Here is a 21,350-nt window from a genome sequence, read left to right on the forward strand (position 1 = left end):
TCTGATCGACCATGGCCCGCGACGGATCGTCGCAACGGCGCAGGAGTGATGCGATGAGTTTTTGGCAAAGCCTGGATGAACCGGCTTATGTTGTGGTCTGCGGCGCCAGCCGGGGGATTGGTCTGGCCCTCACCGCGCAGCTGCTGGAGCGCGCTGATATTGCTGAAGTGTGGGCCATCGCCCGCCAGGCCAGTCAGGCGCCTGGTCTGCTTGAGTTGCGAGAGCAATATGGCCAACGCCTGCACTGTCTGGATATGGACGTATGCGATGAACAGGCGCTGAGCGAGCTGGCCGCGTATTTGCGCGCTGCCACTCCGCGCCTGCATCTGCTGCTGTGCACGGTTGGTGTACTGCAGGACGGCGCGGCAAAGGCCGAGAAGGGCCTGAGCCAGATCACGCTTGAGGGGTTGTTGGCGACCTTTCAGCGCAACAGTTTTGCGCCGATTCTGCTGCTCAAGCACCTGTTGCCACTGCTACGCGGCCAGCATGCCTGCACGGTGGCGGCGCTGTCGGCGCGGGTCGGTTCGATTGGCGACAACCGCCTCGGCGGTTGGTACAGCTACCGCGCCAGCAAGGCCGCGCTGAACCAGTTGCTACACACCGCGAGCATCGAGTTGAGCCGGATGAACCCCAACAGCTGTGTGCTCAGCCTGCACCCTGGCACCACCGACACAGAACTGTCGAAACCCTTTCAGGCCAATGTGCCCACCGACAAGCTATTTACTCCCGACTATGCCGCCGAGTGCCTGCTGGCGCAGATCGAACGGCACGGCCCAGCGCAGACCGGCACGTTCTGGGGCTGGGATGGCCAACCGATTCCTTGGTAGCGATACCCGCGCAGTTCAGACCGGCGCGCGGCGCACGCTGGCCAGCAATGCCGCCGCGCCGACAAACAGCGCACCAAAGGTCCGATTCATCAGCTTCTGCTGACGCGGTGAACGCAGCGCGCCCAACACCCGGGCAGCCAGACCGGTATAGCCGGCCATGACGATCAGGTCGACGCAGATCATGGTCACGCCCATCACCAAGTACTGCATCAGCAGCGGCGCCTGCGGGTTGAGGAACTGCGGCAGCACCGCGAGCATAAAGACGATGGCCTTTGGGTTGCTGAAGTTGACCAGAAAACCGCGCAGCACCAGGGTCAGCGGGCGACCGATGGGGCGCTCGGTCTGCGTGGTCATATCGCTGGGCAGCGCCTGCCACTGGCGATAACCGAGGTACACCAGATAGACCACGCCAAACCACTTGATCAGGCTAAAGGCCAATTCCGACGCCGCCAGAATCGCCCCGACACCAGCGGCGACGATGGCGATCTGCAAAGCCAGGCCCAGCTGCAGACCCAGGGCATTCCAGTAACCGCGCACAAACCCGTATTGCAGCCCGGCCGACATCGAGGCAATCGCCCCGGCGCCCGGCGACAGGCTGATGACCCAACAGGCCACAAAGAACGCAAGCCAGGTTTCCAGGGCCATGGCAGATACCTCAAACGGAAAATAAAAAGGGGTAGGCCGCTAGCCTACCCCTTGTTGGGTTACTCGCCCAGCCGGCTCATCAGTCCGGCGAACCCTTACGCAGCTGTACCGGTTCCAGCTCTTCTTCCTTGCGCGCGCGGGCACGCGCCATCCGCATACGGATGTTGACGGCTTCCACCGCCAGCGAGAAGGCCATGGCGAAGTACACATAACCCTTCGGCACATGCACCTCGAAGGCTTCGGCGATCAACACGGTACCGACCACGATCAGGAACGACAGGGCGAGGATTTTCAGGCTCGGGTGCTTGTCGATGAAATCACTGATGGTGCCGGCCGACAGCATCATCACGAACACCGAAATCACAATGGCCGCAACCATCACCGGCACGTTGTCGACCAGGCCGACCGCGGTGATCACCGAGTCCAGGGAGAACACGATGTCGATAATCGCGATCTGCACGATGATGCCCATAAAGCCATAGGTCTTGCCGCCAACGGCTTGGGCTTCTTCTTCGCCCTCCAGGCTGTGGAAGATCTCCGCCGTGCTCTTCCACAACAGGAACAGGCCACCGAAGAACAGGATCAGATCACGCCCGGAGAAGCCCTGGTCGAACACATGGAACAGATCGGCCGTCAGGCGCATCACCCAGCTGATCGACAGCAGCAGGAGAATCCGTGTGCCCATCGCCAGCGCCAGGCCGAAGAAGCGCGCCTTGGGTTGCTGATGTTTGGGCAGACGGCTGACCAGGATCGAGATAAAGATGATGTTGTCGATGCCGAGGACAATTTCCAGGGCAGTCAGGGTCAGAAATGCGACCCAGAGTTCAGGGCTGGCCAGCCATTCCATAATTGCTTAAACCTCGGTATTACGCGGCGTAGGGAGTTCGCCATTGCGCCAGCGGCGCACGGCTTTTTGGAAAAACAGGCTATTGGGAATCTGTACCCAGGCTCCCGGCGCATCACCGCTGAGGTCTTCCAGGGTGGTGTAGAACAGATTGATCGCCACCACTCGACCGCGTACGCCAGGCTTATCGGCACTTTCCAGCACCTCGACGCAATCGCCAAGGCGAAACGGCCCCATAGCGAAGATCAGCAGCGCGCAGAACATGTTCGACAACACGCTCCAGATAGCGAAAAAGGCGATCGCTGCCACAGCTGCAAAACCCGTGAGTGCCGTCCACAGCACCTGCGCCGAAACACCCAGGCGCTCCAGCACCAGCATAAATGCGCTACCCAGCACCAACCAGCGCAGCAGGCCACGCAGCGGCATCAGCAATTCGGCCGGCAATTGCGGGTAGCGGTTACCGAGACGGGTGATGCCACGGGTGAGAATGCGCTGAAACAACCAGGCCAGCAGCACAATCAGGATCACCTGGCCGGCGCGCAGCAACGGCTCTTGCCAGGTCATCAGCCACTCCAGCGTCGGCAGGGTGATGTTCAACTGGCGGCCTCCAGCTCAGCTTGCAGGGCTTCGAGGGTTTCCAGCGCGAGCATCCAGCGCTCTTCCAGGTCGGCTTCACGGCTTTTCAGCTTGGCCTGTTCGGCCAGGGCGTCACGCAGCTCGTCCTTGCGCGCGGCTTCGTAGATGCCGCTGTCGCCCAAGCGCGCTTCGACGGCGGCGAGCTTCTCGTGCAACTGGCCCAGCTCTTTCTCCAGTTTGTCGGCTTCACGCTTGTGCGGCGCCAACTGCTGACGCAAGGCCGCTGCGGCCTGGCGCTGCACACGCTTGTCGGATTTGTCCGGATTGCTTTCGCCACTGCTCGCCGGTGTTTGCCGCGTGCGGTAATCCACCAGCCAGCGGGCGTAGTCTTCCAGATCGCCATCGAACGGCTGCACCTGACCATCGGCGACCAGCAGGAACTCGTCAGTGGTGCTCTTGAGCAAGTGGCGATCGTGGGACACCACTACCACTGCGCCGCTGAACTCCTGCAGGGCCATGGTCAGCGCCAGGCGCATTTCCAGGTCGAGGTGGTTGGTCGGCTCATCGAGTAGCAGCAGGTTGGGCTTGCCCCAGGCAATCAGCGCCAGGGCCAGACGGGCTTTCTCACCGCCGGAGAAATTCAGCACCGGCTCGTCACAGCGCGGGCCGCGGAAATCGAAGCCGCCGAGGAAGTCGCGCAGTGTCTGCTCGCGCTCGGTCGGCGCCAGGCGCTGGAAGTGCAGCAGCGGGCTGGCCTTGTCATCCAGAGCATCGAGCTGATGCTGGGCAAAATAGCCGACCACCAGGTTCTCGCCGCGCTGCAGATGGCCGCCGATCGGTTGCAACTCGTTCGCCAGGTTCTTGATCAGGGTCGACTTGCCCGCGCCGTTCGGCCCGAGCAGGCCCAGGCGCGCACCAGGCGCCAGGCTCAGTTTGACCTTTTCCAGCACCACCTTGTCGCCGTAGCCCAGGCGACCTTCACTAAGGCTGAGCAGCGGGCTGGAGATCTTGTCCGCCTCACGGAAGCTGAAGTCGAAGGGCGAATCGACGTGCGCTGCCGACAGCTCTTCCATCCGCTCCAGCGCCTTGATCCGGCTCTGCGCCTGGCGCGCCTTGGTGGCCTGGGCCTTGAAGCGGGCGATGTACTTTTCCATGTGCGCGCGCTGCGCCTGCTGCTTCTCGTACGCCTGTTGCTGCTGCGCCAGACGCTCGGCACGGGTGCGCTCGAAGGCCGAGTAGCCACCGCGATAGAGAGTCAGTTTCTGCTGATCGAGGTGGGCAACGTGGTCCACTACGGCATCCAGGAAATCGCGGTCATGGGAGATCAGCAGCAAGGTACCGGGGTAACCTTTCAGCCAGCTTTCCAGCCAGAGGATCGCGTCGAGGTCGAGGTGGTTGGTCGGCTCGTCGAGCAACAACAAGTCGGACGGGCACATCAGCGCCTGAGCCAGGTTCAGACGCATGCGCCAACCACCGGAAAAATCACCGACGCGGCGATCCATCTGCGCGCTGTCAAAACCCAGGCCGGCGAGCAACTTGCGCGCACGGGCATCGGCGCTGTAGCCGTCGAGGGTATCGAGTTCGGTGTGCAACCGCGCCACGGCGGCGCCGTCATGGGCGGCTTCGGCTTGCACCAACTCGGCCTGCACGCGGCGCAGCCGTACGTCGCCATCGAGCACATAGTCCACCGCCTGGCGCTCGACCGCGTCGATCTCCTGACGCATATGCGCCACGCGCCAATCGGCGGGAATCAGGCAATCGCCCGCGTCGGCACTCAGCTCGCCACGCAACAGGGCAAACAGGCTGGATTTGCCGGCACCGTTGGCGCCGATCAGGCCGGCTTTGTGGCCGGGGTGCAGGGTCATTTCGGCGTCTTCTAGCAGACGCTGAGGACCACGCTGTAAAGTCAGGTTCTGGAGTCGGATCATAATGGCGGCGGAGTCTACCAGAGTCCCTTTAGAGAAACCCGGAAAGCACCATGCCTACTGACCTGTGGCGATTCGCCGAAGCACTGTATCAACGCCCTGGCACCGAGGCCGCGTGCCTGCTACTGCAAACGCAGGGAGCGGATGTGTGCCTGCTGCTCTGCGCTGCCTGGCTGGAACGCCGGCAGATTCTCTGCAGTAACGAGCGCAGCGAAGCGTTGCGCAATATCGCGCAGCCCTGGCAACAGCAGGTGGTGGTGCCGCTGCGCCAATTGCGCCAGAGCTGGCGCGAGCAAGCACAGAGCGATAACGCCCTGACGCAGTTACGTGAACAGGTCAAACAGCTGGAGCTGGCCGCAGAACGCGAGCAGCTGGAGCGCCTGGCGGCCTGTACTCAAGACTGGCCAAGCAACGCGGCGAACGCACCGCTGAATTGGCTGGAAAGCCTGGCTCCCCAGCCGAGCAACCACGATGCGCTGCAAACGCTGCGCATCGCGGCGGCACACCTCAGCGCTTAAACAGCACTTGGCGGGGTACTGCCATTGCTGCCGGCAGATGTAGCAGATGCATCGGCAACCGGGGCGTTAGCCACTACTGGCTTGGCGGCAGCCGGTTTAGCGGCAGCTTTCTTCACAACCGGCTTGGCCGCAGGTTTTGCAGCTGGCTTGGCCGCAGGCTTGCTGCTGGGCTTAGCCGCTGGAGCCTTTTTCACCACAGGTTTAGCCGCTGCCTTGGCAGGCTGTGCCACCGGCTTGCTCGCTGCGGGTTTGCTAGCTGCAGGCTTGGCTGCGCTGGCTACTGGTTTCTTCGCCGCCGGCTTGGCGGCTGGCTTTGCCGCGACGGGAGCCTTGCTGACAGCTTTGGCCGGCGCTTTTGCAGCCGGCTTGGCGGGCGCTTTCGCCGGGGCCTTGGCGGCTGGCGCAGCAGCTTTAGTGGCAGGTTTAGGCGCTGGCTTGCTGGCAGCGGGTTTGGCCGGGGCCTTCGTTGCGGCTGGCTTGGCAGCCGGTTTGACCGCAGCGTCCTTGGCCGAACGGCTGTCCAGCGCTTTGCCTACGGCTTCTTTAACTTTGCCGACACCCTGGGCCAGCTTCAGGCTTTCCTGTGCATCGCGCTTGAGGTTGGCGATATAGCTGCGGGTTTCACTCTGACGGTCTTTTAGGGTATCGAGCAGCTGCTCCAGTTCTGCCACGGCATCTTTGCTTTTGGCCTGGGCCTTGGCTTTGCCGGCGACTGCGGCATCCTGCATTTTGCTGCGGGCTTTGTGCAACTTTTCCTGAGCCTTGCCGCGTTGCTTTTCCAGCTTGGCGAGCAGCTTCTCGGCATCAACCAAAGCGCGTGTGCAAGCATCTTCAAGATGCTCAAGCAGGCTGCTGGAAAGTTGCTGCAGCAGATGCAGCGGAGTACTCACTGATTTCTTCTTTGCATTCTTTGTAGCCGACATGACTCGCCTCCTGGCGGATGAAGATGGCGTCATACTAGACCTCCTTTTGCCCGCCTTGCCACCTCACGCATTGAGCTTGCGAGCCTGGCTGGCATTATTGGCGCACCTTAGGCCGGAGAACACCCATGCCACGTTTCGCCTTGCTACTGCTCTGCCTGCTCGCGCCTCTGCCTCAAGCGCATGAGCATTCCCACGACCTGGCCTATAGCCTGGGGGTAAAACTCGGTGAGCGGCTACGTGACGAAGTACCGGATCTGGAGCTGCAAGCCCTGCTCGACGGCCTGCGCCAGGCCTACCGCAACGAGTCGCTGGCGCTGGATGCCAAGCGCATCGAAAGCCTGCTGGCCGAACATGAAGCGCAGTTGGCCAGCGCCCCGGAACGCATTGAAAAAGCCAAGACAGCCGAGCAGCGTTTTCTCGCCACGGAGAAGGCCAAAGCCGGCGTACGTGTACTGCAGGATGGCGTGCTGATGCAGGAGCTGCGCGCAGGCAGCGGCCGCAAGCCTGGCGCGAAGGACCGCATTCAGGTGCGCTATATAGGTTTTCTGGCAGATGGCAGTCAGTTTGACGAAAGCCAGACCGCGCAGTGGTTTCGCCTGGACAGTGTGATCGCCGGATGGCGCAGTGCGCTGCAGCAGATGCCGGTGGGCGCGCAGTGGCGCTTGGTGATTCCGTCGGCTCAGGCGTATGGCGAAGAAGGAGCGGGGGATTTGATTCCACCCTACTCGCCCCTGGTGTTCGAGCTGGAATTGCTCGACACCAAGGAGTAACGAGTCAGTTCATCAGAGAGCCAGTGCGGCCTGCTCCTGATGGGCGTTATGCAGGACTTCGATCAGGCAGTCCTCCAGTTCGAAGCGCTCGTGCAGCAACTGGCCGAGGCGTTTCAGCTCATCCAGCAGGGATACCGAGTCGTGGCAGTCGCCATTATCGCAGCGGTCATTGAAGGCCAGCGCCACTTCAGTAATCACCTCGATGCGCGGGTAGATCTGCTTGGCCAGATCAAGACCACGCTGATCACCAAAGGCCTTGGCTTCGCTGGTCAACTGTTCGTAGACCTCGAAGTGGCCAGCGGATACGTAATCGACAAGGATCTCGCAGAAACGCTGCAATGCCTCGGCATTAGCGCTCGGTGCTTGCGGTGAATTGTTGATGGCGGCATACGCATGAACCAGCTCTTTGCGCTCTTGCAGCCAACGGTCGATCAGCAGGTGAACTCCACCCCAACGCTCCTGGGCGTTCTGACAACTCTCGAGCATGATGACCTCTACTTCCCTATTGCTATTAGTGTTGTACGCCCGCATCGAGACAGATTTTTGTCAGTCCGTGCAAGGTCTGGGAAGACAACCGTGAAACGGCAACTTTCCGGCGGTATCTGAGGGCCAGATTATTCCCGCTGGCTTAGGCCTTCAAGGTAGCGTTGGAGAAAATTTCATACAAGCGTTTAACCGGCGCCTACTCAGCCTTCTCAGCCGCCGCAGGCTTGTAAAAGCTCAGAGTGACCTGGCCAAGGTCAATGCCCCACTTCGACATACGCGCCCGATTGAGCATCACCTGGCCATCCATCAGGAACATCCAGTCATCAAAATCAACCACATAGGTTGAGTCATCGACCTTCAGCCGTAGCTGGTAACGCCAATGCAAGGCGTTGCCGGCAACTTCACCGACGGCTTCCCCGACCACATCATCCGCAGTACCACGCCAACTGCCGTCGGCCTGCCTGGTCAGGGTCCAGACGCGCCGTTCGGTGCTGCCATCGCTGTAGGTAAAGCGTTCGTCGAGCACGCCTACATCACCGTCCCAGGTGCCGGTCATGGCCACATGGAAACGCTTGACCACCTCGCCGGAGCGATTCTGGAACATGCCCCAAGCCTGCAACTCGCCATTGAAGTAATCGCTCAACTCCAGGCGAGGCTGCTCGCTGACATACTCATTCACCTGCGGGCCTGCACAACCCGCCAGCAGCGCTACCAGACAACAGATCAACAGTGTCCGCATAAGCACCTCAAGAAGCGGCTAAATCAAATCGCTGCTGGCAAAACTGGCGTACACAACCGCGCATCAAGCAGGCGTAGGCCTTCCTGATACAGGCTGTTGCTACGCTCCAGCTCGCCCAGTTGTGCCAACAAACGCGCCAGCTCGGCACAGGTTTCTGGATGACGCTGAAAAACCAAACTGCTTTCCAGGTAATCCTTGGCTTTGCCCCACAACTGACTGTGCAGACACAGCCGCCCCAGCGTCAACAGCAAGCCGGCATCTTGTGGATGTTGCTTCAACCAGCCCTCGGCCGCCTGTAACTGCTTGCCCAGATCACGCCCATGCAGCAAGCCGTATAGACGCACCAGAGCGGTGTCGTAATGCTGCTTCAAGAAATGCCGCAGCAGCTCTTCCGCCTCGCCTTCGGCACCCAGTTGACGCAGTTGCTCGGCATACACCGCCAGTAACTCGGGCACCTGATGCTGCGCCGTCGACATGGCCTGCCAGACTTGCTGCAACGCCAGCAGCGCCGCCTGCGCGTCGCCGTCAATCGGTTGAGCAGCCTGCAGCAAGCGTCCACGCCACGCCTGACGCTCAAGCTCGCTCAGCTCGGCATTGCCCAGAGCTTTCTCCTTGCGCAGATCAGGTAGCAACCCAAGCAGCGCCGACCAATCGCCCGACTGCAGGTAGAGCTGCTGCAGCTGACGCAACACCAGGTGATGGTGTGGATGACGCGAACGCATGGCTTGCAGAGTCTCCAGCGCCGCATCGGTCTGTCCGCGCGCCAGTTGCAGTTCGGCATGCTGCAGGGCAATTGCCAGTTCCGCCTGCGGCTGTCGGTTGAGTGCCTGCTCCAGCAGGTCGTCGCTGTCGTTGTGATGCCCCAGCTGATGTGCAGCGCGTGCGGCGCCCAGGTAATAACTCAAGGGCTGCGGCGAGCTGCTGGCCGCCTGTTTGAGATGACGCAGGGCGCGCGCCCAGCGACCCTCAGCAAGGTCGAGAAAGCCTTGCTCGGACGCCAGCCGCACGCGGCGACGGCTGTGCAGCCGTGACCAGGGATTAAGCAGGCCGCCGGATGTGACCAACAGCCGGACGCTCAAACGCACTAGATAAACCAGCAGCCAGAGCACCAACACCAGAGCGACAAAGGCCCATAGGCTGGATTCATAACGAAAGCCCTGAAAGGCAATCAGCACATAACCCTTGTGCTCGGCCAGCGGCAGACCGAACAGCACCAGGCTGGCGACGCCGGCAACAATCGCCAGAACCAGCAGCAACCAGTAGATGCGCTTCATTGCAGCGCCTCCTGCAGTTGCGCCTCGACATCATCGCTGGGCGCGGCGGCAGGTTCAGCCTCGACCTTCTGCTGGCTGCGCGCGGTCTGTTTGGCTTGTATGTATGCCTGCACGGCATTCAGCGTCGGGCTGAGGTCCGGCGGCGTCACCGCAATCGGCCGCTCGGCCAGCTCATCAATGCGCGCACGCAGGGCGCGGCTATTGGGGTTATCCACATCGAAGTGTGCATCCAGCACCTCACGTGCCTGCTGCAAGGCCTGGCGATAGACCTCGCGCTGACCATGCAACGCCCCCCACTGGGCCTGCTCCAGCGCCAGGCTGAGGGCCAGGCGTACCTGAGTCAGGCTCTGGCCGGCGAGCACGGGGCGGATATTGCGGTCGGCGTTGAAATCAATGCGAAAGTATTCCGACAAGGTCTGCAGGCCACGCTGCCACCATTGCTGCTCAACCACTCCTGAATCGGCCAGCTCGCTGAGTACGCCACCGTCAGCGCTGAAGCTAGGCGCCTGCGCATTGAGTTGCACCACCTGCTCACGCAATGCGCCGAGCTGCAGAAACAGCCCGGTACGGTCCGGGTTGGCGGTCGAACGCAGTGCCTGCAGGCTCTTGGCCAATTGCTCGCGGGCGGCAAATGCGGCGGGGTCATCCTGCTCATGGAGGATTTCATCGGCGGCCTGCACCAGTGCGGTGGCGCTGTTGATGTCCTGCAAAGCAGATAGACGCAAGCTGGCCAGGCGCAGCAGATGCTCGGCCTCGGCCAGGCGCCAGTCCTGACGACTGGCACCCAGTACGGTTTCCAGACGCTGATTGAGCAATTGCTGATCGCCCTGTAGCTGGGCCAGCAGACGACGACGGGTTTCCAGCTCCTCGACACTTGGCAGCTGATCGAGGCGCACCTCTAATTTCTTGCCAGTCTGCGCCAGGCTTTGCGCTTCACTGCGCGCCTCCTGCAACTGGCCTTGCTGTTGTTGCTCGCGAGCGTCCAGTGCCTGTAACTGCCAAAGCCCCCAACCACCCGCACCGGCGCCAGCAGCAGCGACCAGCAAGGCCAGCAGCGCCAGACCGTTGCCACGCAAAGCCGGTTGGCTCGCGACAGGCGGCGTAGCCGGCAGCGCAGCGGCGGTATCCAGCGGTGCCTGTTCGGGTTGTTTTACGGCGTGATCGTTCGGGCCTTGCTCTTTCGGAGTAGTTGCTTCGCTCACGTATCCATCCTTTGCGTCAGAGATCGGGGCAGGTTGCGTCTGCAAGGCTGCCAGCAACGCCGCGGCACTCGCGCCACGACAGTCCACAACAAATTGCGCACCGGCCGCACGGGCCATTTCGGCAACTCGCGGGCTGGGTACAAATAAGGGTAGTTGAGCCAGTTCGGCCCAGGACTCAGCGGCCAACTCGCGCAAATGCACAAAGCCCTGTCCACTGCTGACCACCAGCGCATTCAGGCGTTCAGCCTGAATCCGCTCGATCAGTGCTGCGGACGGGTAATCCGGCAGTACCCGGCGATACAGTGGCAGATAGTCCACCTGCACGCCTTGGCCGCGCAAGCGCTCGGCCAGTAACTCTCGGCCACTCTCACCGCGCAGGATCAATACCCGTGGGCTGGCGGCCGCCGTCAGTGCCTGCTGTAACTGCGGCAGGGCGAGCAGCGCCTCGCTGTCATCAGCCTCTTCCGGGTAATACACCTGCAGATCATGCCCACGGAGAATCTGCGCCGTGGCCGCGCCGACGCTGAACCAGGGTTGTTCGGTAGGCACTGGGGTTTGGTAGCGATCCAGCAGATCAAGCGCCAGCCGAGCCGCCGGCTTGCTCACCACGATCACCGCGCAGTAGCGCTGCAGATCAGCAAGCGCGGCGCGTTGCTCGGCACTTTCGCTCAGGGCTTCAATAGCCAGCAGCGGCAAGCTGCTGCTGTAGATGCCCTGCTCGGCCAAGGTTGCTGCCAGCGCTGCCGATTCCTGGGCCGGTCGCGTCAGCAGCAAACGCCAACCCATCACTCGGCAGCGGCCTCGCCGTATACGGCTTGCAGAATGGCCGCAGCGCCCTGGGCCAGCAGGGCTTCAGCGACCTGCACCCCCAACTGCTCAGCCTGTGCTGACGGAGCACGGTTTTCCGCCCGCAGCAGCAAACCGCCATCCGGCTGACCGACCAGGCCGCGTAGCCATAGCTGCTCGCCCTCAAGCACTGCGTAACAGGCAATTGGTACCTGGCAGCCGCCATTCAGGTGCTTGTTCAAGGCGCGCTCGGCGGTCACCCGCAGCGCAGTATCGTGATGATGCAGAGGTGCCAGCAGAGCATGGATCTCACTGTCGGCTGTGCGGCATTCGATACCCACCGCGCCCTGACCACCGGCCGGCAGGCTGTCTTCAGCGCTGATCGAGGAGCGAATGCGCTCGGCAAAACCGAGGCGAATCAGCCCGGCGGCGGCAAGGATGATGGCGTCGTAGTCACCGGCATCCAGCTTGGCCAGGCGGGTGTTGACGTTGCCACGCAGGAACTGGATTTTCAGATCTGGCCGGCGCGCCAGCAGCTGGGCCTGACGGCGCAGACTGGAAGTGCCGACCACGCTACCGGCAGGCAAGGCATCGAGGCTGGCATAGGTGTTGGACACAAAGGCATCGCGCGGATCTTCCCGCTCACAGATGCAGTACAGGCCCAGGCCTTCGGGGAAGTCCATCGGCACATCCTTCATCGAATGCACGGCGATGTCGGCCTGATTCTCCAGCATCGCGGTTTCCAGCTCTTTGACAAACAGGCCCTTGCCGCCAATCTTCGCCAGCGGCGCGTCGAGCAGCTTGTCACCGCGACTGACCATAGGCACCAGGCTGACTTTAAGACCAGGGTGCGCCTGTTCCAGACGGGCTTTGACGTGTTCGGCCTGCCACAGGGCCAGGGCACTTTTACGGGTGGCGATGCGGATTTCGCGAGACATGGGCAATTCCAGAAAACGAACTGCCGGGGATAATAACAGGCTGACCCGGATCAGGCCTGCAACCCGAAGTCATCCGGGCTGCCCGAGAGCCTTAAAGGTTGTGCATCAGCTTGCGCACGCCGGCCACATGCCGACGGCTGACAATCAATGCTTCCTCGTTCATACCCTTGAGGAACAGCTGGAAATGCCCGAGCGGCGTGCGCTGCAGGCGCTCGATACGCTCACGAGCAACCAGCGCATTGCGGTGAATGCGCACAAAGCGATCACCAAACTCGTCTTCCAGGGCTTTCAGCGGCTCATCCAGCAGCACTTCGCCGCCAGCGTGACGCAAGGTTACGTACTTGTGGTCGGCAATAAAGTAGATCACCTGATCCAGCGGAATCAGCTCGATGCCTTTGCGGGTGCGTGCACTGATATGGCTGCGTGGGCCGCCACCGCTGTCTACGGCAGGACGGGTCAGGGCGGCGAGTTGCACACGGTTGGGCCGCTCGGCTTTCTTCAGCGCCTCACTGAGGCTTTCCGCACGCACCGGCTTGACCAGATAACCCACAGCGCTGACCTGGAAGGCCTCCAGGGCAAACTCATCATGGGCGGTGCAGAAGATCACGGCTGGCGGCGCCTCGCGCTCACACAGCCTGGCTGCCACCTGCAGGCCATCAAGGCCCGGCATGCGGATATCCAGCAGCACCACATCCGGTTTCAGGCTGTCGATCAGGCTCAGAGCCTCCTCGCCGTTGCTGGCTGCAGGTTCAAGCACACGATAGCCATCGAGTTCGCCCACCATGCGGCTCAGGCGCTCTCGGGCCAGGGGTTCATCATCGACAATCAGGACATTCATAATGCACGGGCTTCCTGCTTGGGTCTCGCACAAGGATAGCGTAGACAAGTGAAGTGGCGTCCGTCACGGCGCTCTACGCTGAGACTGGCACGCGGCCCGAAAAGTGCCACCAGCCGCGCATCGATATTGGTCAGCGCCTGATGCGTACCGCGCGAGGGCGGCTCCTCGCCTAGTTGTTCGTATGGATTGCTCACGCACAGCTGAAATACCCCCTCGTGATAACTCGCCTCGACTCGCACCAGACCACCCTCAATGCGCGGCTGAATGCCATAGATCAAGGCGTTTTCCAGTAAGGGTTGCAGCGTCAGTTGTGGAATTGGCAGATCGTCCGGCACATCGACAATCTCCCACTGCAACTGTAGACGCTCGCCGAGCCGATAGCGCTCAATCGATAAATATCGTTGTGCCAGCTCCAGCTCTTCGCGCCAGGGCACCAGGCTACCGGGCTTGGCCAGACTGGCGCGGAACAGGTCGGAGAGATCCAGCACAGCCTGCTCGGCCTTGTACGGGTCGACTACCACCAGGCTGGCGATGCTGTTCAGACTGTTGAACAGGAAGTGCGGGCGGATGCGCGCCTGCAGCGATTCGATGCGCGCACGCAATTCAGCCTGCTCCTGCTTGCGCCACTGGCTCTGCAAGTAGAAATAGCGCAGCAACAACGCCGACATGATCAAGCTGATCAAGGCATGTCGCAGGTACAGGTTGACCTCGCCAGTACGCGGCAGCGGCCCGCCCAGCTCGTAGTAATCCGCCACAGCAGTACAGATCAGGCTCAGAGTAACCACAATCGCGCAGCACAAGGCGCCGGCCGTCGCTGCGGGCATGCGCGCCATCAACGGGCGCAGGCGGCACAGCACGGCGGCCGAGAGCAGTACGATCCACTGCACGAATAATGAGGTCAGCGCCAGGCGTACCCAGTCGAAGCCCGGCAGCATGGGTTCGGACAGCACCAGCACCAGCACCAGCAGCTCAGCCAGCAGCACCATGCTCAGCAGGGCTTCTGGCTGGCAGAGTTCGGGCACGAAGAAGTCATCGACCAGTGGTGGTTGTTTTTCTGATAAAGCGCTTTTTATTTTCATCGCCGCAGTTTCCGCGTGACCCGCTCTAGCAGCAAGATAGACAGCTGCGACCGGGCAAAATAAAGCACCGAAATGCACCCGCCGCGATAAAACTGTGAACGGCGCAACATTGCTCTACTGCAGCCTAGCTGCGCCCACCGACAAAGCGACGCGGCGAATTTGCCGGCCAGCCTGTTATTATCGGCGCACTTTTCCGTCTTGCCGGCCGCCCCAGCGCGGCCAGCCCGTTTTAGCGCACCAGCCGAGCGAAGCCCATGAGCACTGAAAAAACCAACCAATCCTGGGGCGGCCGCTTCAGCGAGCCAGTCGATGCCTTTGTTGCCCGCTTTACCGCCTCCGTCGAATTCGACAAGCGCCTGTATCGCCACGACATCATGGGCTCCATCGCCCACGCGACCATGCTGGCCAAGGTCGGCGTACTCAGCGACGCCGAGCGCGATAGCATCATCGCCGGCCTGACGCAGATTCAGAGCGAAATCGAAGCCGGCCAGTTCGACTGGCGCGTCGATCTGGAAGACGTGCATATGAACATCGAGGCCAGACTCACGGATCGCATTGGCGTCACCGGCAAGAAGCTGCACACCGGCCGTAGCCGCAACGATCAGGTGGCCACCGATATCCGCCTGTGGCTGCGCGACGAAATCGACCTGATCCTCGGCGAGATCACCCGCCTGCAGCAGGGTCTGCTGGAGCAGGCCGATCGTGAAGCCGAGACCATCATGCCCGGCTTTACCCATCTGCAAACCGCGCAACCGGTGACCTTCGGGCATCACCTTCTGGCCTGGTTCGAAATGCTCTCGCGCGATTACGAGCGCCTGGTCGATTGCCGCAAACGCACCAACCGCATGCCACTCGGCTCGGCGGCCCTGGCCGGCACCACCTACCCGATCCAGCGTGAAATCACTGCACAACTGCTGGGTTTCGCCGCAGTGGGCGGCAACTCGCTTGATGGCGTATCGGATCGCGACTTCGCTATCGAATTCTGCGCCGCCGCCTCGATTGCCATGATGCACCTGTCGCGTTTCTCCGAAGAGCTGGTGCTGTGGACCAGCGCGCAGTTCCAGTTTATCGACCTGCCCGACCGTTTCTGCACCGGCTCCTCGATCATGCCGCAGAAGAAGAACCCGGACGTACCAGAGCTGGTGCGCGGCAAGAGCGGCCGTGTGTTCGGCGCCCTGACCGGCCTGCTGACCCTGATGAAAGGCCAGCCGCTGGCCTATAACAAAGACAATCAGGAAGACAAAGAGCCGCTGTTCGACGCCGCCGACACCCTGCGCGACTCGCTGCGCGCCTTTGCCGACATGATCCCGGCGATCAAGCCCAAGCACGCGATCATGCGTGAAGCGGCGCTGCGCGGTTTCTCCACCGCCACCGACCTGGCCGACTACCTGGTGCGCAAGGGGCTGCCCTTCCGCGATTGCCACGAGATCGTCGGCCATGCGGTGAAGTACGGCGTCGAGTCCGGCAAGGACCTGGCCGAGATGAGCCTGGAAGAACTGCGCCAGTTCAGCGACCAGATCGAGCAGGACGTGTTCGCCGTACTGACCCTGGAAGGCTCGGTCAACGCCCGCGACCATATCGGCGGCACCGCACCGAACCAGGTACGCGCAGCGGTTGTACGCGGCAAAGAACTGCTGGCGACGCGCTGATCATCAACTCACAAGGGAAAGGGACGTCCCATGTTCGAGCTGCTGCTACGCGGCCTGGCTGTCCTGGCGGAGATCGTACTGGAGCTGGTGTTCGGCTACCTCTTCTACGCCAGCGGCTGGCTGGTGCTGCGCCTACTGACGCTGGGCCGCTATCCGCGCCTGCCACTAAACGTGTCTGACCCGATGGACTCGCGCAGCAGCTGGATCACCGCCTTCGGCGCTCTCTGTGTGGTCGGCATGCCGCTGACTGTCCTGCTTTTTCTCTACGGCTAAGTACCCATGTCTCTGAATATCCGCCCCGCCACCGCCGCAGACGCGGCTTTGATCCTGCGCTTTATCACCGACCTGGCGATCTACGAGAAAGCCGAACATGAAGTGCAGACCGACGCTGCCGGCATCGAGGCAAGCCTGTTCGGCCCAGAGAGCAGCACCCGCGCGCTGATCTGCGAGCATGACGGCCAACCCATTGGCTATGCCGTGTACTTTTTCAACTACTCGACCTGGCTGGGCAAGCACGGGCTGTACCTTGAAGATCTTTACGTCAGCCCGGAAAAACGCGGCGTGGGCGCAGGCAAAGCGCTGCTGCGCCACCTTGCGCAGCTGGCCGTAGACAAAGGCTGTGGCCGTTTCGAGTGGGCCGTGCTGGACTGGAACCAGCCAGCCATTGATTTCTACCAGGCGTTCGGCGCCCGCCCGCAGGACGAATGGACCACCTACCGCCTTACCGGCCAGGCTTTGCTGGACTTTGCCCAAGGCTGAAGCCGCACTCTTTTGGAGCAGCATATGAGCGAGCAAGATGACGAAGATTTCGCCCAGGACACCCTGATCCAGGCCATCGAAAACCAACTGGAAGCTGGCGAACCGGCCTTTGTCCAAGCTGTACTGAACAAGCTGACGCTGGTCGGTTACGAGCGCGAAGAGATCATCGAGCTGATGGCCCTGGTGCTGGCCGATGAAATCGAGGTCATGCTGCGCGATGAGCGTCCCTTCGATCTCGCCCGCTATGAGCAAGGCCTGCGCGCCCTGCCCGAGCTGCCCGAACAGGCGCCGTAAACGGCGCGGAAAAATTTACCCCACAGCACGCCAACTTCTGGCAGCATCAAGTCACAGCAGACTGCCTGGCGCTTCACTACACTGCCTTCGCAGGCTGCCTGTTGTTTCAGCCGATTTACCGCAGCGGGTGCTGCCGCCGCCGGCCGCAGCTCACTAAAACAAGAAGCTGGAGTACTTATGGCCTTTACCCCTGAACTGATTGCCGAACTGGAAATCCTCGCGCTGTTCAACCTGGGCACCACTCAGGAAGGAATCAAGGTTCACCACACTGCCACCCCCTCGGCGATTGCCGCCGCCCAACGCCTGCACGACAAAGGCCTGATCAACCAGCCAGACGGCGGTTATCTGACCAGCCTAGGGCTCGACGCCGCCGAACACGCGCAAGTTCTGCTGACCATTCTCAATGTGACCGAAGCGGCCTGAGAAGCGCCCTCAAATCTCGCCAACTAGCGCGATCGAAACCGCTTCCAAGCCAACCGAGCCTGCGTTGCAGCGACTTCCTCAAGCTGCCCGCGACGCAGGCGATAACCCTGTATCCGCCAGCCATCTGGCAAGGCATGATCACGCACCGCCCTGCAGAGCCTGAGCATGAGTCGTACCGAGGAAATTCGTCCGGACATTGAAGACGGTATCGACCGCAAGGTACTGACGCAGCTGCGTGCACGCTTCCTCAAACTCAACCAGAGCCGTCTGCAACGCGCCATGCAGGCACTGTCGACACGCCAGCAGCTGGTACTCAAACTGTTGCCGCTGCTGTTTCACGTCAATCATCCGCTGCTGCCGGGCTACGTTTCCGGGCTGACTCCGGCCGGCCTCAGCGGCTTCGAACCGGACGACGAACTGTTGTCCGAAGTGCAACGCCTGACCCGCTCGTTCGCCTACAAACCCTATCGCGGCAAGCAGGCGCTACCGATCCACGGCCTGTTTCTGATGGGTAGCCTGGGCACCGTGGCCCAGGCTGAACAGAGCGACATGGATTTTTGGGTGTGCCACGCCAGCGACCTGAGCCCGCAACAGCTGCATGAACTAAACAAGAAATGCGCACTGCTGGAAAACTGGGCGGCCACCTTCGGTGCCGAGGCGCATTTCTTTCTGATCGACCCGGCGCGCTTCACCCAGGGCGAACGCGAGGCGCAGCTGACCTCGGACGACTGCGGCACCACCCAGCATTACCTGCTGCTCGACGAGTTCTACCGCACCGCCATCTGGCTCGGCGGGCGCACGCCACTGTGGTGGCTGGTGCCGGTGTATGAAGAGCAGCGCTACCAGCACTACACCAGCACCTTGCTGGCCAAGCGTTTTATCCGCGCCGAGGACGTGCTCGACCTCGGCCACCTGGCGCGCATCCCGCCGGAAGAATTTATCGGCGCCGGTATGTGGCAACTGTTCAAGGGCATCGAGTCACCCTACAAGTCGGTGCTCAAGTTGCTGCTTACCGAGGTCTACGCCAGTGAACACCCCAAGGTCGAATGCCTGTCGCTGCGCTTCAAGCAGGCGGTGTTCGCCAATCGCCTGGACGTCGATGAGCTCGACCCCTATATCGTGGTCTACCGGCGCCTGGAGGAGTACCTCAATGCCCGCGGCGAGCACGAGCGCCTGGAGCTGATCCGCCGCTGCCTGTACCTCAAGGTCGACAAGAAGCTCAGCCGCCCGCCGCGCAACAACCGCAAGAGCTGGCAGCGCCTGCTGCTGGAGCGCCTGACCCGCGACTGGAACTGGGACAGCCGCCAGCTGGCGATGCTCGACAGCCGCAGCCAGTGGAAGGTGCGCCAGGTCAGCGCCGAACGACGCATGCTGGTCAACGAGCTGACCTACAGCTATCGCTTTCTCTCCGAATTCGCCCGCAGCGAACATGCCGGCAGCTCGCTCAACAGCCGCGACCTGGGCATCCTCGGCCGCCGCCTCTACGCCGCCTTCGAGCGCAAGGCCGGGAAGATCGAATTTATCAACCCGGGCATCGCCCCGGACCTCGCCGAAGACACTCTGACACTGGCGCAAAGCCCCAGCCCGGATGAACCCAATGAAACGCTGTGGGCGCTCTACAGCGGCAGCGTCAACGCTCAGGATCTGGAAGACTTCTCGCCGCTCAAGCGCTCGCGCGAGCTGATCGAGCTGCTCGCCTGGTGCCAGCGCAACGGCGTAATCGACAACAGCACGCGGCTGTCGTTGCACCCAGGCAGCAGCGACCTGAGCGAATACGAGTTATCCAATCTGCTCAGCAGCCTGCAGCAGGTGGTGCCGCTGCCTCTGCCGGCAGTTGACGAAGCGGCGCTGCTCAGCGCCAGCGTGCCCGGTGAAGTGATGCTACTGGTCAATGTCGGCATCGATCCGCTCAAGCAGTTCAGCCAGATGAACATGCACATGACCACCGAGCGCACCGATGCCCTGGGTTATTCCGGGGTACGCGAAAACCTGATTCTGACCATTGACCAGGTCACCCTGAACAGCTGGAACGAACTGCTGGTGACCCGCTATGACGGCCCGCATGCGCTGCTCGACTGCCTGCGCGACTTTCTCAACAGCCTGCCCGCCAGCGGCAAGAAGCCCAACCTGCGGGTGCGTTGCTTCTGTCGCAACCGCGCCACGGCGATTGCCGAGCGAGTTGAAGAGCTGTTCCGCGAAACCCTCGGCAGCTTCAGCAGCGAACAGGCCAACCGCTACCTGCTGCAGATCAAACAGCACTACCACCTGCTCGAACTGAAACCCGGCCACGTCAGCCACACCAGCCTGAAAGACCTGCCCACGTTGATCGAGCACCTAGGCGAGGAGCTGCCCGGCTACAGCGAGCTGCATCTGGACCGCAGCGCCCTGGAAGGCGAAGACCTGGCGCTGATCCTGCCCGTGGGCCGGCCGCAGTGCATTCAGGTGTTCTACCGGCTGAACGAAGCCAGCGCCACGGCCGAACTGAGTGTGCTCGACGAGCACAACGCGCTGTGGCGCCAGCAGATGCCGTTCCGTGATGAACAGAGCCTGCTGACCCCATTGCAACGCTTTCTGCAATCGGTGCTGTACCGGCGTAACGCCCTGCTGCCGCTGGATAACCTGCCGGCGCATCAGCCACTGGAGGTGCTGTATTACCAGGTGCTGCCGGACGCGCCCCAGCGCGCTCAGCGCTTGGAGCGCCGGCCACCGCCGCTGTCACCGATCAGCCACCCGTTCTATGACGTGCAGGCCATCGTCGAGCCGGCAGATGGCAAGCGCTCGCATGTCACCCTGTACTGCAATCACCGCGAATTCTCCGAGCTGGAATACGCAGGCGACCTGTTCGCCGCGGTCGCCCAGCACATTCTCGCGCAACGCCGCGATGGCGCGCGCTACCCCTGCTATATCACCGACCTCGACCTGTCGGCGGTACTCGGCGAAGGGCATATGCAGAGCGTGCATTACCTGCGCTACAAGAGCCGCCTGGAAGCAGCGCTTAATCAAGCGCTGCAGAAGGCCTGATCAGCCGCGCATCGGCGCCTGCGGGTTCTGCAACGCATACAGGTAGCAGTCAGCCAGGCTGTGATTGTCGCCCACCGATGCATAACTGGCCGTGAAGGTCACCGCCAGCCCCAGGTGCTGATACAGCCACGTGCCGGTAACGCCCGGTGGCACTTGCGGCACCAGATCACTGTCATTCACCACGCGGAAGGTCGGCACCTGCAGCCCGCTGTAATGTGCAGCGAAATCCGGGGCAGCCAGGCGCGGGCTGGCAAAGCTGTAGTGCTGCAGCGGCAAGTCCGGCCAGCGTTCACGCAAATCCAGCACGGTCAGGCTGGAGAGTGCACCGCCCAGGCTGTGTGCGCACACCCACAGCGGCCCGTTGGGCTGCTGAGTATCTACGGCCTGCAAGGCCTGGTCGCGCAGTGACGTATAGAGCTTGAGAAAGCCGTCATGCACATTGCCCAGGCCAGCTTGCCAGGGGTACGCGCGCTGATCGGCATCCAGATCGTCCAGCCAGTCCTGCACCGTATCGGTGCCACGAAACACCAGATAGACCTCGCCCTGCGGGTCACGCGCGGCAAAGCCAAAGGGCTCCGATTCGTTAAGAAAGCGCAGTTCGCTGAGCACACTCCAGATTGGTGCGGAAAAGCCCCAGCCCGGCAACGTAGGCGGCAGCCAGGTGAAATCCTGGGGCCGTCGCGGACGCTGCTGAGCTTGCCACTGGCTGTATTGGTCGTAGGCGAAACCGACCAACTGCGCGCATTGCAGCGCGCGCGAGAGGTCAAAACCCTGGGGAAAGTACATAGGTAGACTGGACATACGGCCTCCATGCCGAGATTGGCGTAGCTCTAC

General features: G+C 62.0%; 22 protein-coding genes and 1 pseudogene. 9 read left to right on the top strand and 14 right to left on the bottom strand.

Features of this window, described 5'->3' with window-relative positions; genetic code table 11:
- Positions 1–53 precede the first annotated feature (53 nt).
- On the top strand, positions 54–827 hold the full coding sequence (locus ACIN8IBEIGE_RS12600; RefSeq protein WP_160014927.1) for an SDR family NAD(P)-dependent oxidoreductase: 774 nt from the start codon (positions 54–56) through the stop codon (positions 825–827).
- Positions 828–842: 15 nt separating this feature from the next.
- On the opposite strand, the gene rhtB is transcribed toward ACIN8IBEIGE_RS12600, so the two are convergent.
- From rhtB to ACIN8IBEIGE_RS12620, 4 genes are all read right to left on the bottom strand, one after another.
- Positions 843–1,472: a homoserine/homoserine lactone efflux protein gene (gene rhtB, locus ACIN8IBEIGE_RS12605; RefSeq protein ID WP_160014928.1), complete on the bottom strand. Its 630-nt coding sequence runs from the start codon at positions 1,470–1,472 to the stop codon at positions 843–845.
- 79 nt (positions 1,473–1,551) lie between these two features.
- Positions 1,552–2,319, bottom strand: a complete 768-nt coding sequence (locus tag ACIN8IBEIGE_RS12610) for a TerC family protein (protein WP_160014929.1) — start codon at positions 2,317–2,319, stop codon at positions 1,552–1,554.
- 6 nt (positions 2,320–2,325) lie between these two features.
- Positions 2,326–2,880 carry a mechanosensitive ion channel domain-containing protein gene (locus ACIN8IBEIGE_RS12615; protein ID WP_372240014.1) on the bottom strand — a complete coding sequence of 185 codons (555 nt, stop codon included), beginning with the start codon at positions 2,878–2,880 and terminating at the stop codon, positions 2,326–2,328.
- 29 nt (positions 2,881–2,909) lie between these two features.
- Positions 2,910–4,820 carry an ATP-binding cassette domain-containing protein gene (locus ACIN8IBEIGE_RS12620; protein ID WP_160014930.1) on the bottom strand — a complete coding sequence of 637 codons (1,911 nt, stop codon included), beginning with the start codon at positions 4,818–4,820 and terminating at the stop codon, positions 2,910–2,912.
- A gap of 50 nt (positions 4,821–4,870) precedes the next feature.
- Here ACIN8IBEIGE_RS12620 and ACIN8IBEIGE_RS12625 point away from each other — a divergent pair, with 50 nt between their 5' ends.
- Entirely contained in the window at positions 4,871–5,335 is a 465-nt protein-coding gene (locus ACIN8IBEIGE_RS12625; protein ID WP_160014931.1) for a TIGR02444 family protein, read from the top strand.
- On the opposite strand, the gene ACIN8IBEIGE_RS12630 is transcribed toward ACIN8IBEIGE_RS12625, so the two are convergent.
- Entirely contained in the window at positions 5,332–6,258 is a 927-nt protein-coding gene (locus tag ACIN8IBEIGE_RS12630; protein ID WP_160014932.1) for an AlgP family protein, read from the bottom strand. The genes ACIN8IBEIGE_RS12625 and ACIN8IBEIGE_RS12630 overlap by 4 nt on opposite strands.
- Before the next feature lie 125 nt (positions 6,259–6,383).
- Here ACIN8IBEIGE_RS12630 and ACIN8IBEIGE_RS12635 point away from each other — a divergent pair, with 125 nt between their 5' ends.
- On the top strand, positions 6,384–7,028 hold the full coding sequence (locus ACIN8IBEIGE_RS12635; RefSeq protein WP_160014933.1) for an FKBP-type peptidyl-prolyl cis-trans isomerase: 645 nt from the start codon (positions 6,384–6,386) through the stop codon (positions 7,026–7,028).
- Positions 7,029–7,040: 12 nt separating this feature from the next.
- Here ACIN8IBEIGE_RS12635 and rsd read toward each other — a convergent pair whose 3' ends face one another.
- From rsd to ACIN8IBEIGE_RS12670, 8 genes and pseudogenes are all read right to left on the bottom strand, one after another.
- Positions 7,041–7,514, bottom strand: coding sequence for a sigma D regulator (gene rsd, locus ACIN8IBEIGE_RS12640; RefSeq protein ID WP_160014934.1), 474 nt, complete (start codon positions 7,512–7,514; stop codon positions 7,041–7,043).
- A 196-nt stretch (positions 7,515–7,710) separates the two neighbouring features.
- Complete coding sequence (locus ACIN8IBEIGE_RS12645; protein ID WP_160014935.1) at positions 7,711–8,253, bottom strand: DUF3833 domain-containing protein; 543 nt, start codon at positions 8,251–8,253, stop codon at positions 7,711–7,713.
- A 23-nt stretch (positions 8,254–8,276) separates the two neighbouring features.
- Positions 8,277–9,527, bottom strand: coding sequence for a heme biosynthesis HemY N-terminal domain-containing protein (locus ACIN8IBEIGE_RS12650; protein WP_160014936.1), 1,251 nt, complete (start codon positions 9,525–9,527; stop codon positions 8,277–8,279).
- Positions 9,524–10,729: a uroporphyrinogen-III C-methyltransferase gene (locus tag ACIN8IBEIGE_RS20940; protein WP_372240015.1), complete on the bottom strand. Its 1,206-nt coding sequence runs from the start codon at positions 10,727–10,729 to the stop codon at positions 9,524–9,526. Before ACIN8IBEIGE_RS20940 ends, ACIN8IBEIGE_RS12650 begins: the two co-directional genes overlap by 4 nt.
- A 33-nt stretch (positions 10,730–10,762) precedes the next feature.
- Positions 10,763–11,515 (bottom strand): annotated as a pseudogene (locus ACIN8IBEIGE_RS20945) (uroporphyrinogen-III synthase); the annotation flags it as partial.
- A complete protein-coding gene (gene hemC / locus ACIN8IBEIGE_RS12660; protein WP_090378071.1) occupies positions 11,515–12,453 on the bottom strand; it encodes a hydroxymethylbilane synthase in 939 nt (312 codons plus the stop codon). The gene hemC and the pseudogene ACIN8IBEIGE_RS20945, both read right to left, overlap by 1 nt.
- Before the next feature lie 91 nt (positions 12,454–12,544).
- Positions 12,545–13,291 (bottom strand): LytTR family DNA-binding domain-containing protein, encoded by a 747-nt coding sequence (locus ACIN8IBEIGE_RS12665; protein ID WP_160014938.1) that lies wholly within the window; start codon positions 13,289–13,291, stop codon positions 12,545–12,547.
- The gene (locus tag ACIN8IBEIGE_RS12670; RefSeq protein WP_090378077.1) at positions 13,288–14,370 is read right to left on the bottom strand and encodes a sensor histidine kinase; all 1,083 of its coding nucleotides are present in this window, start codon (positions 14,368–14,370) and stop codon (positions 13,288–13,290) included. The genes ACIN8IBEIGE_RS12665 and ACIN8IBEIGE_RS12670 overlap by 4 nt, the downstream gene beginning before the upstream one ends.
- 254 nt (positions 14,371–14,624) lie before the next feature.
- Between ACIN8IBEIGE_RS12670 and argH the strand changes: the two genes are divergently transcribed.
- The 6 genes from argH (at position 14,625) to ACIN8IBEIGE_RS12700 (ending at position 20,516) form a co-directional block, all read left to right on the top strand.
- On the top strand, positions 14,625–16,019 hold the full coding sequence (argH, locus tag ACIN8IBEIGE_RS12675) for an argininosuccinate lyase (RefSeq protein WP_160014939.1): 1,395 nt from the start codon (positions 14,625–14,627) through the stop codon (positions 16,017–16,019).
- 30 nt (positions 16,020–16,049) lie between these two features.
- Positions 16,050–16,292 (top strand): hypothetical protein, encoded by a 243-nt coding sequence (locus tag ACIN8IBEIGE_RS12680; RefSeq protein WP_160014940.1) that lies wholly within the window; start codon positions 16,050–16,052, stop codon positions 16,290–16,292.
- A gap of 6 nt (positions 16,293–16,298) precedes the next feature.
- Entirely contained in the window at positions 16,299–16,778 is a 480-nt protein-coding gene (locus ACIN8IBEIGE_RS12685) for a GNAT family N-acetyltransferase (protein ID WP_160014941.1), read from the top strand.
- A 24-nt stretch (positions 16,779–16,802) separates the two neighbouring features.
- The gene (locus ACIN8IBEIGE_RS12690) at positions 16,803–17,072 is read left to right on the top strand and encodes a hypothetical protein (protein WP_178124357.1); all 270 of its coding nucleotides are present in this window, start codon (positions 16,803–16,805) and stop codon (positions 17,070–17,072) included.
- Positions 17,073–17,249: 177 nt separating this feature from the next.
- Complete coding sequence (locus ACIN8IBEIGE_RS12695) at positions 17,250–17,495, top strand: TIGR02647 family protein (protein WP_090254617.1); 246 nt, start codon at positions 17,250–17,252, stop codon at positions 17,493–17,495.
- Between the two features lie 165 nt (positions 17,496–17,660).
- Positions 17,661–20,516: a class I adenylate cyclase gene (locus tag ACIN8IBEIGE_RS12700; RefSeq protein ID WP_160014943.1), complete on the top strand. Its 2,856-nt coding sequence runs from the start codon at positions 17,661–17,663 to the stop codon at positions 20,514–20,516.
- On the opposite strand, the gene ACIN8IBEIGE_RS12705 is transcribed toward ACIN8IBEIGE_RS12700, so the two are convergent.
- Complete coding sequence (locus tag ACIN8IBEIGE_RS12705) at positions 20,517–21,317, bottom strand: lipase family protein (RefSeq protein ID WP_160014944.1); 801 nt, start codon at positions 21,315–21,317, stop codon at positions 20,517–20,519.
- Between the last annotated feature and the right edge of the window lie 33 nt (positions 21,318–21,350).

It is taken from the genome of Pseudomonas sp. 8BK (assembly GCF_902506475.1).
GTDB classification, from domain to species: domain Bacteria; phylum Pseudomonadota; class Gammaproteobacteria; order Pseudomonadales; family Pseudomonadaceae; genus Aquipseudomonas; species Aquipseudomonas anguilliseptica.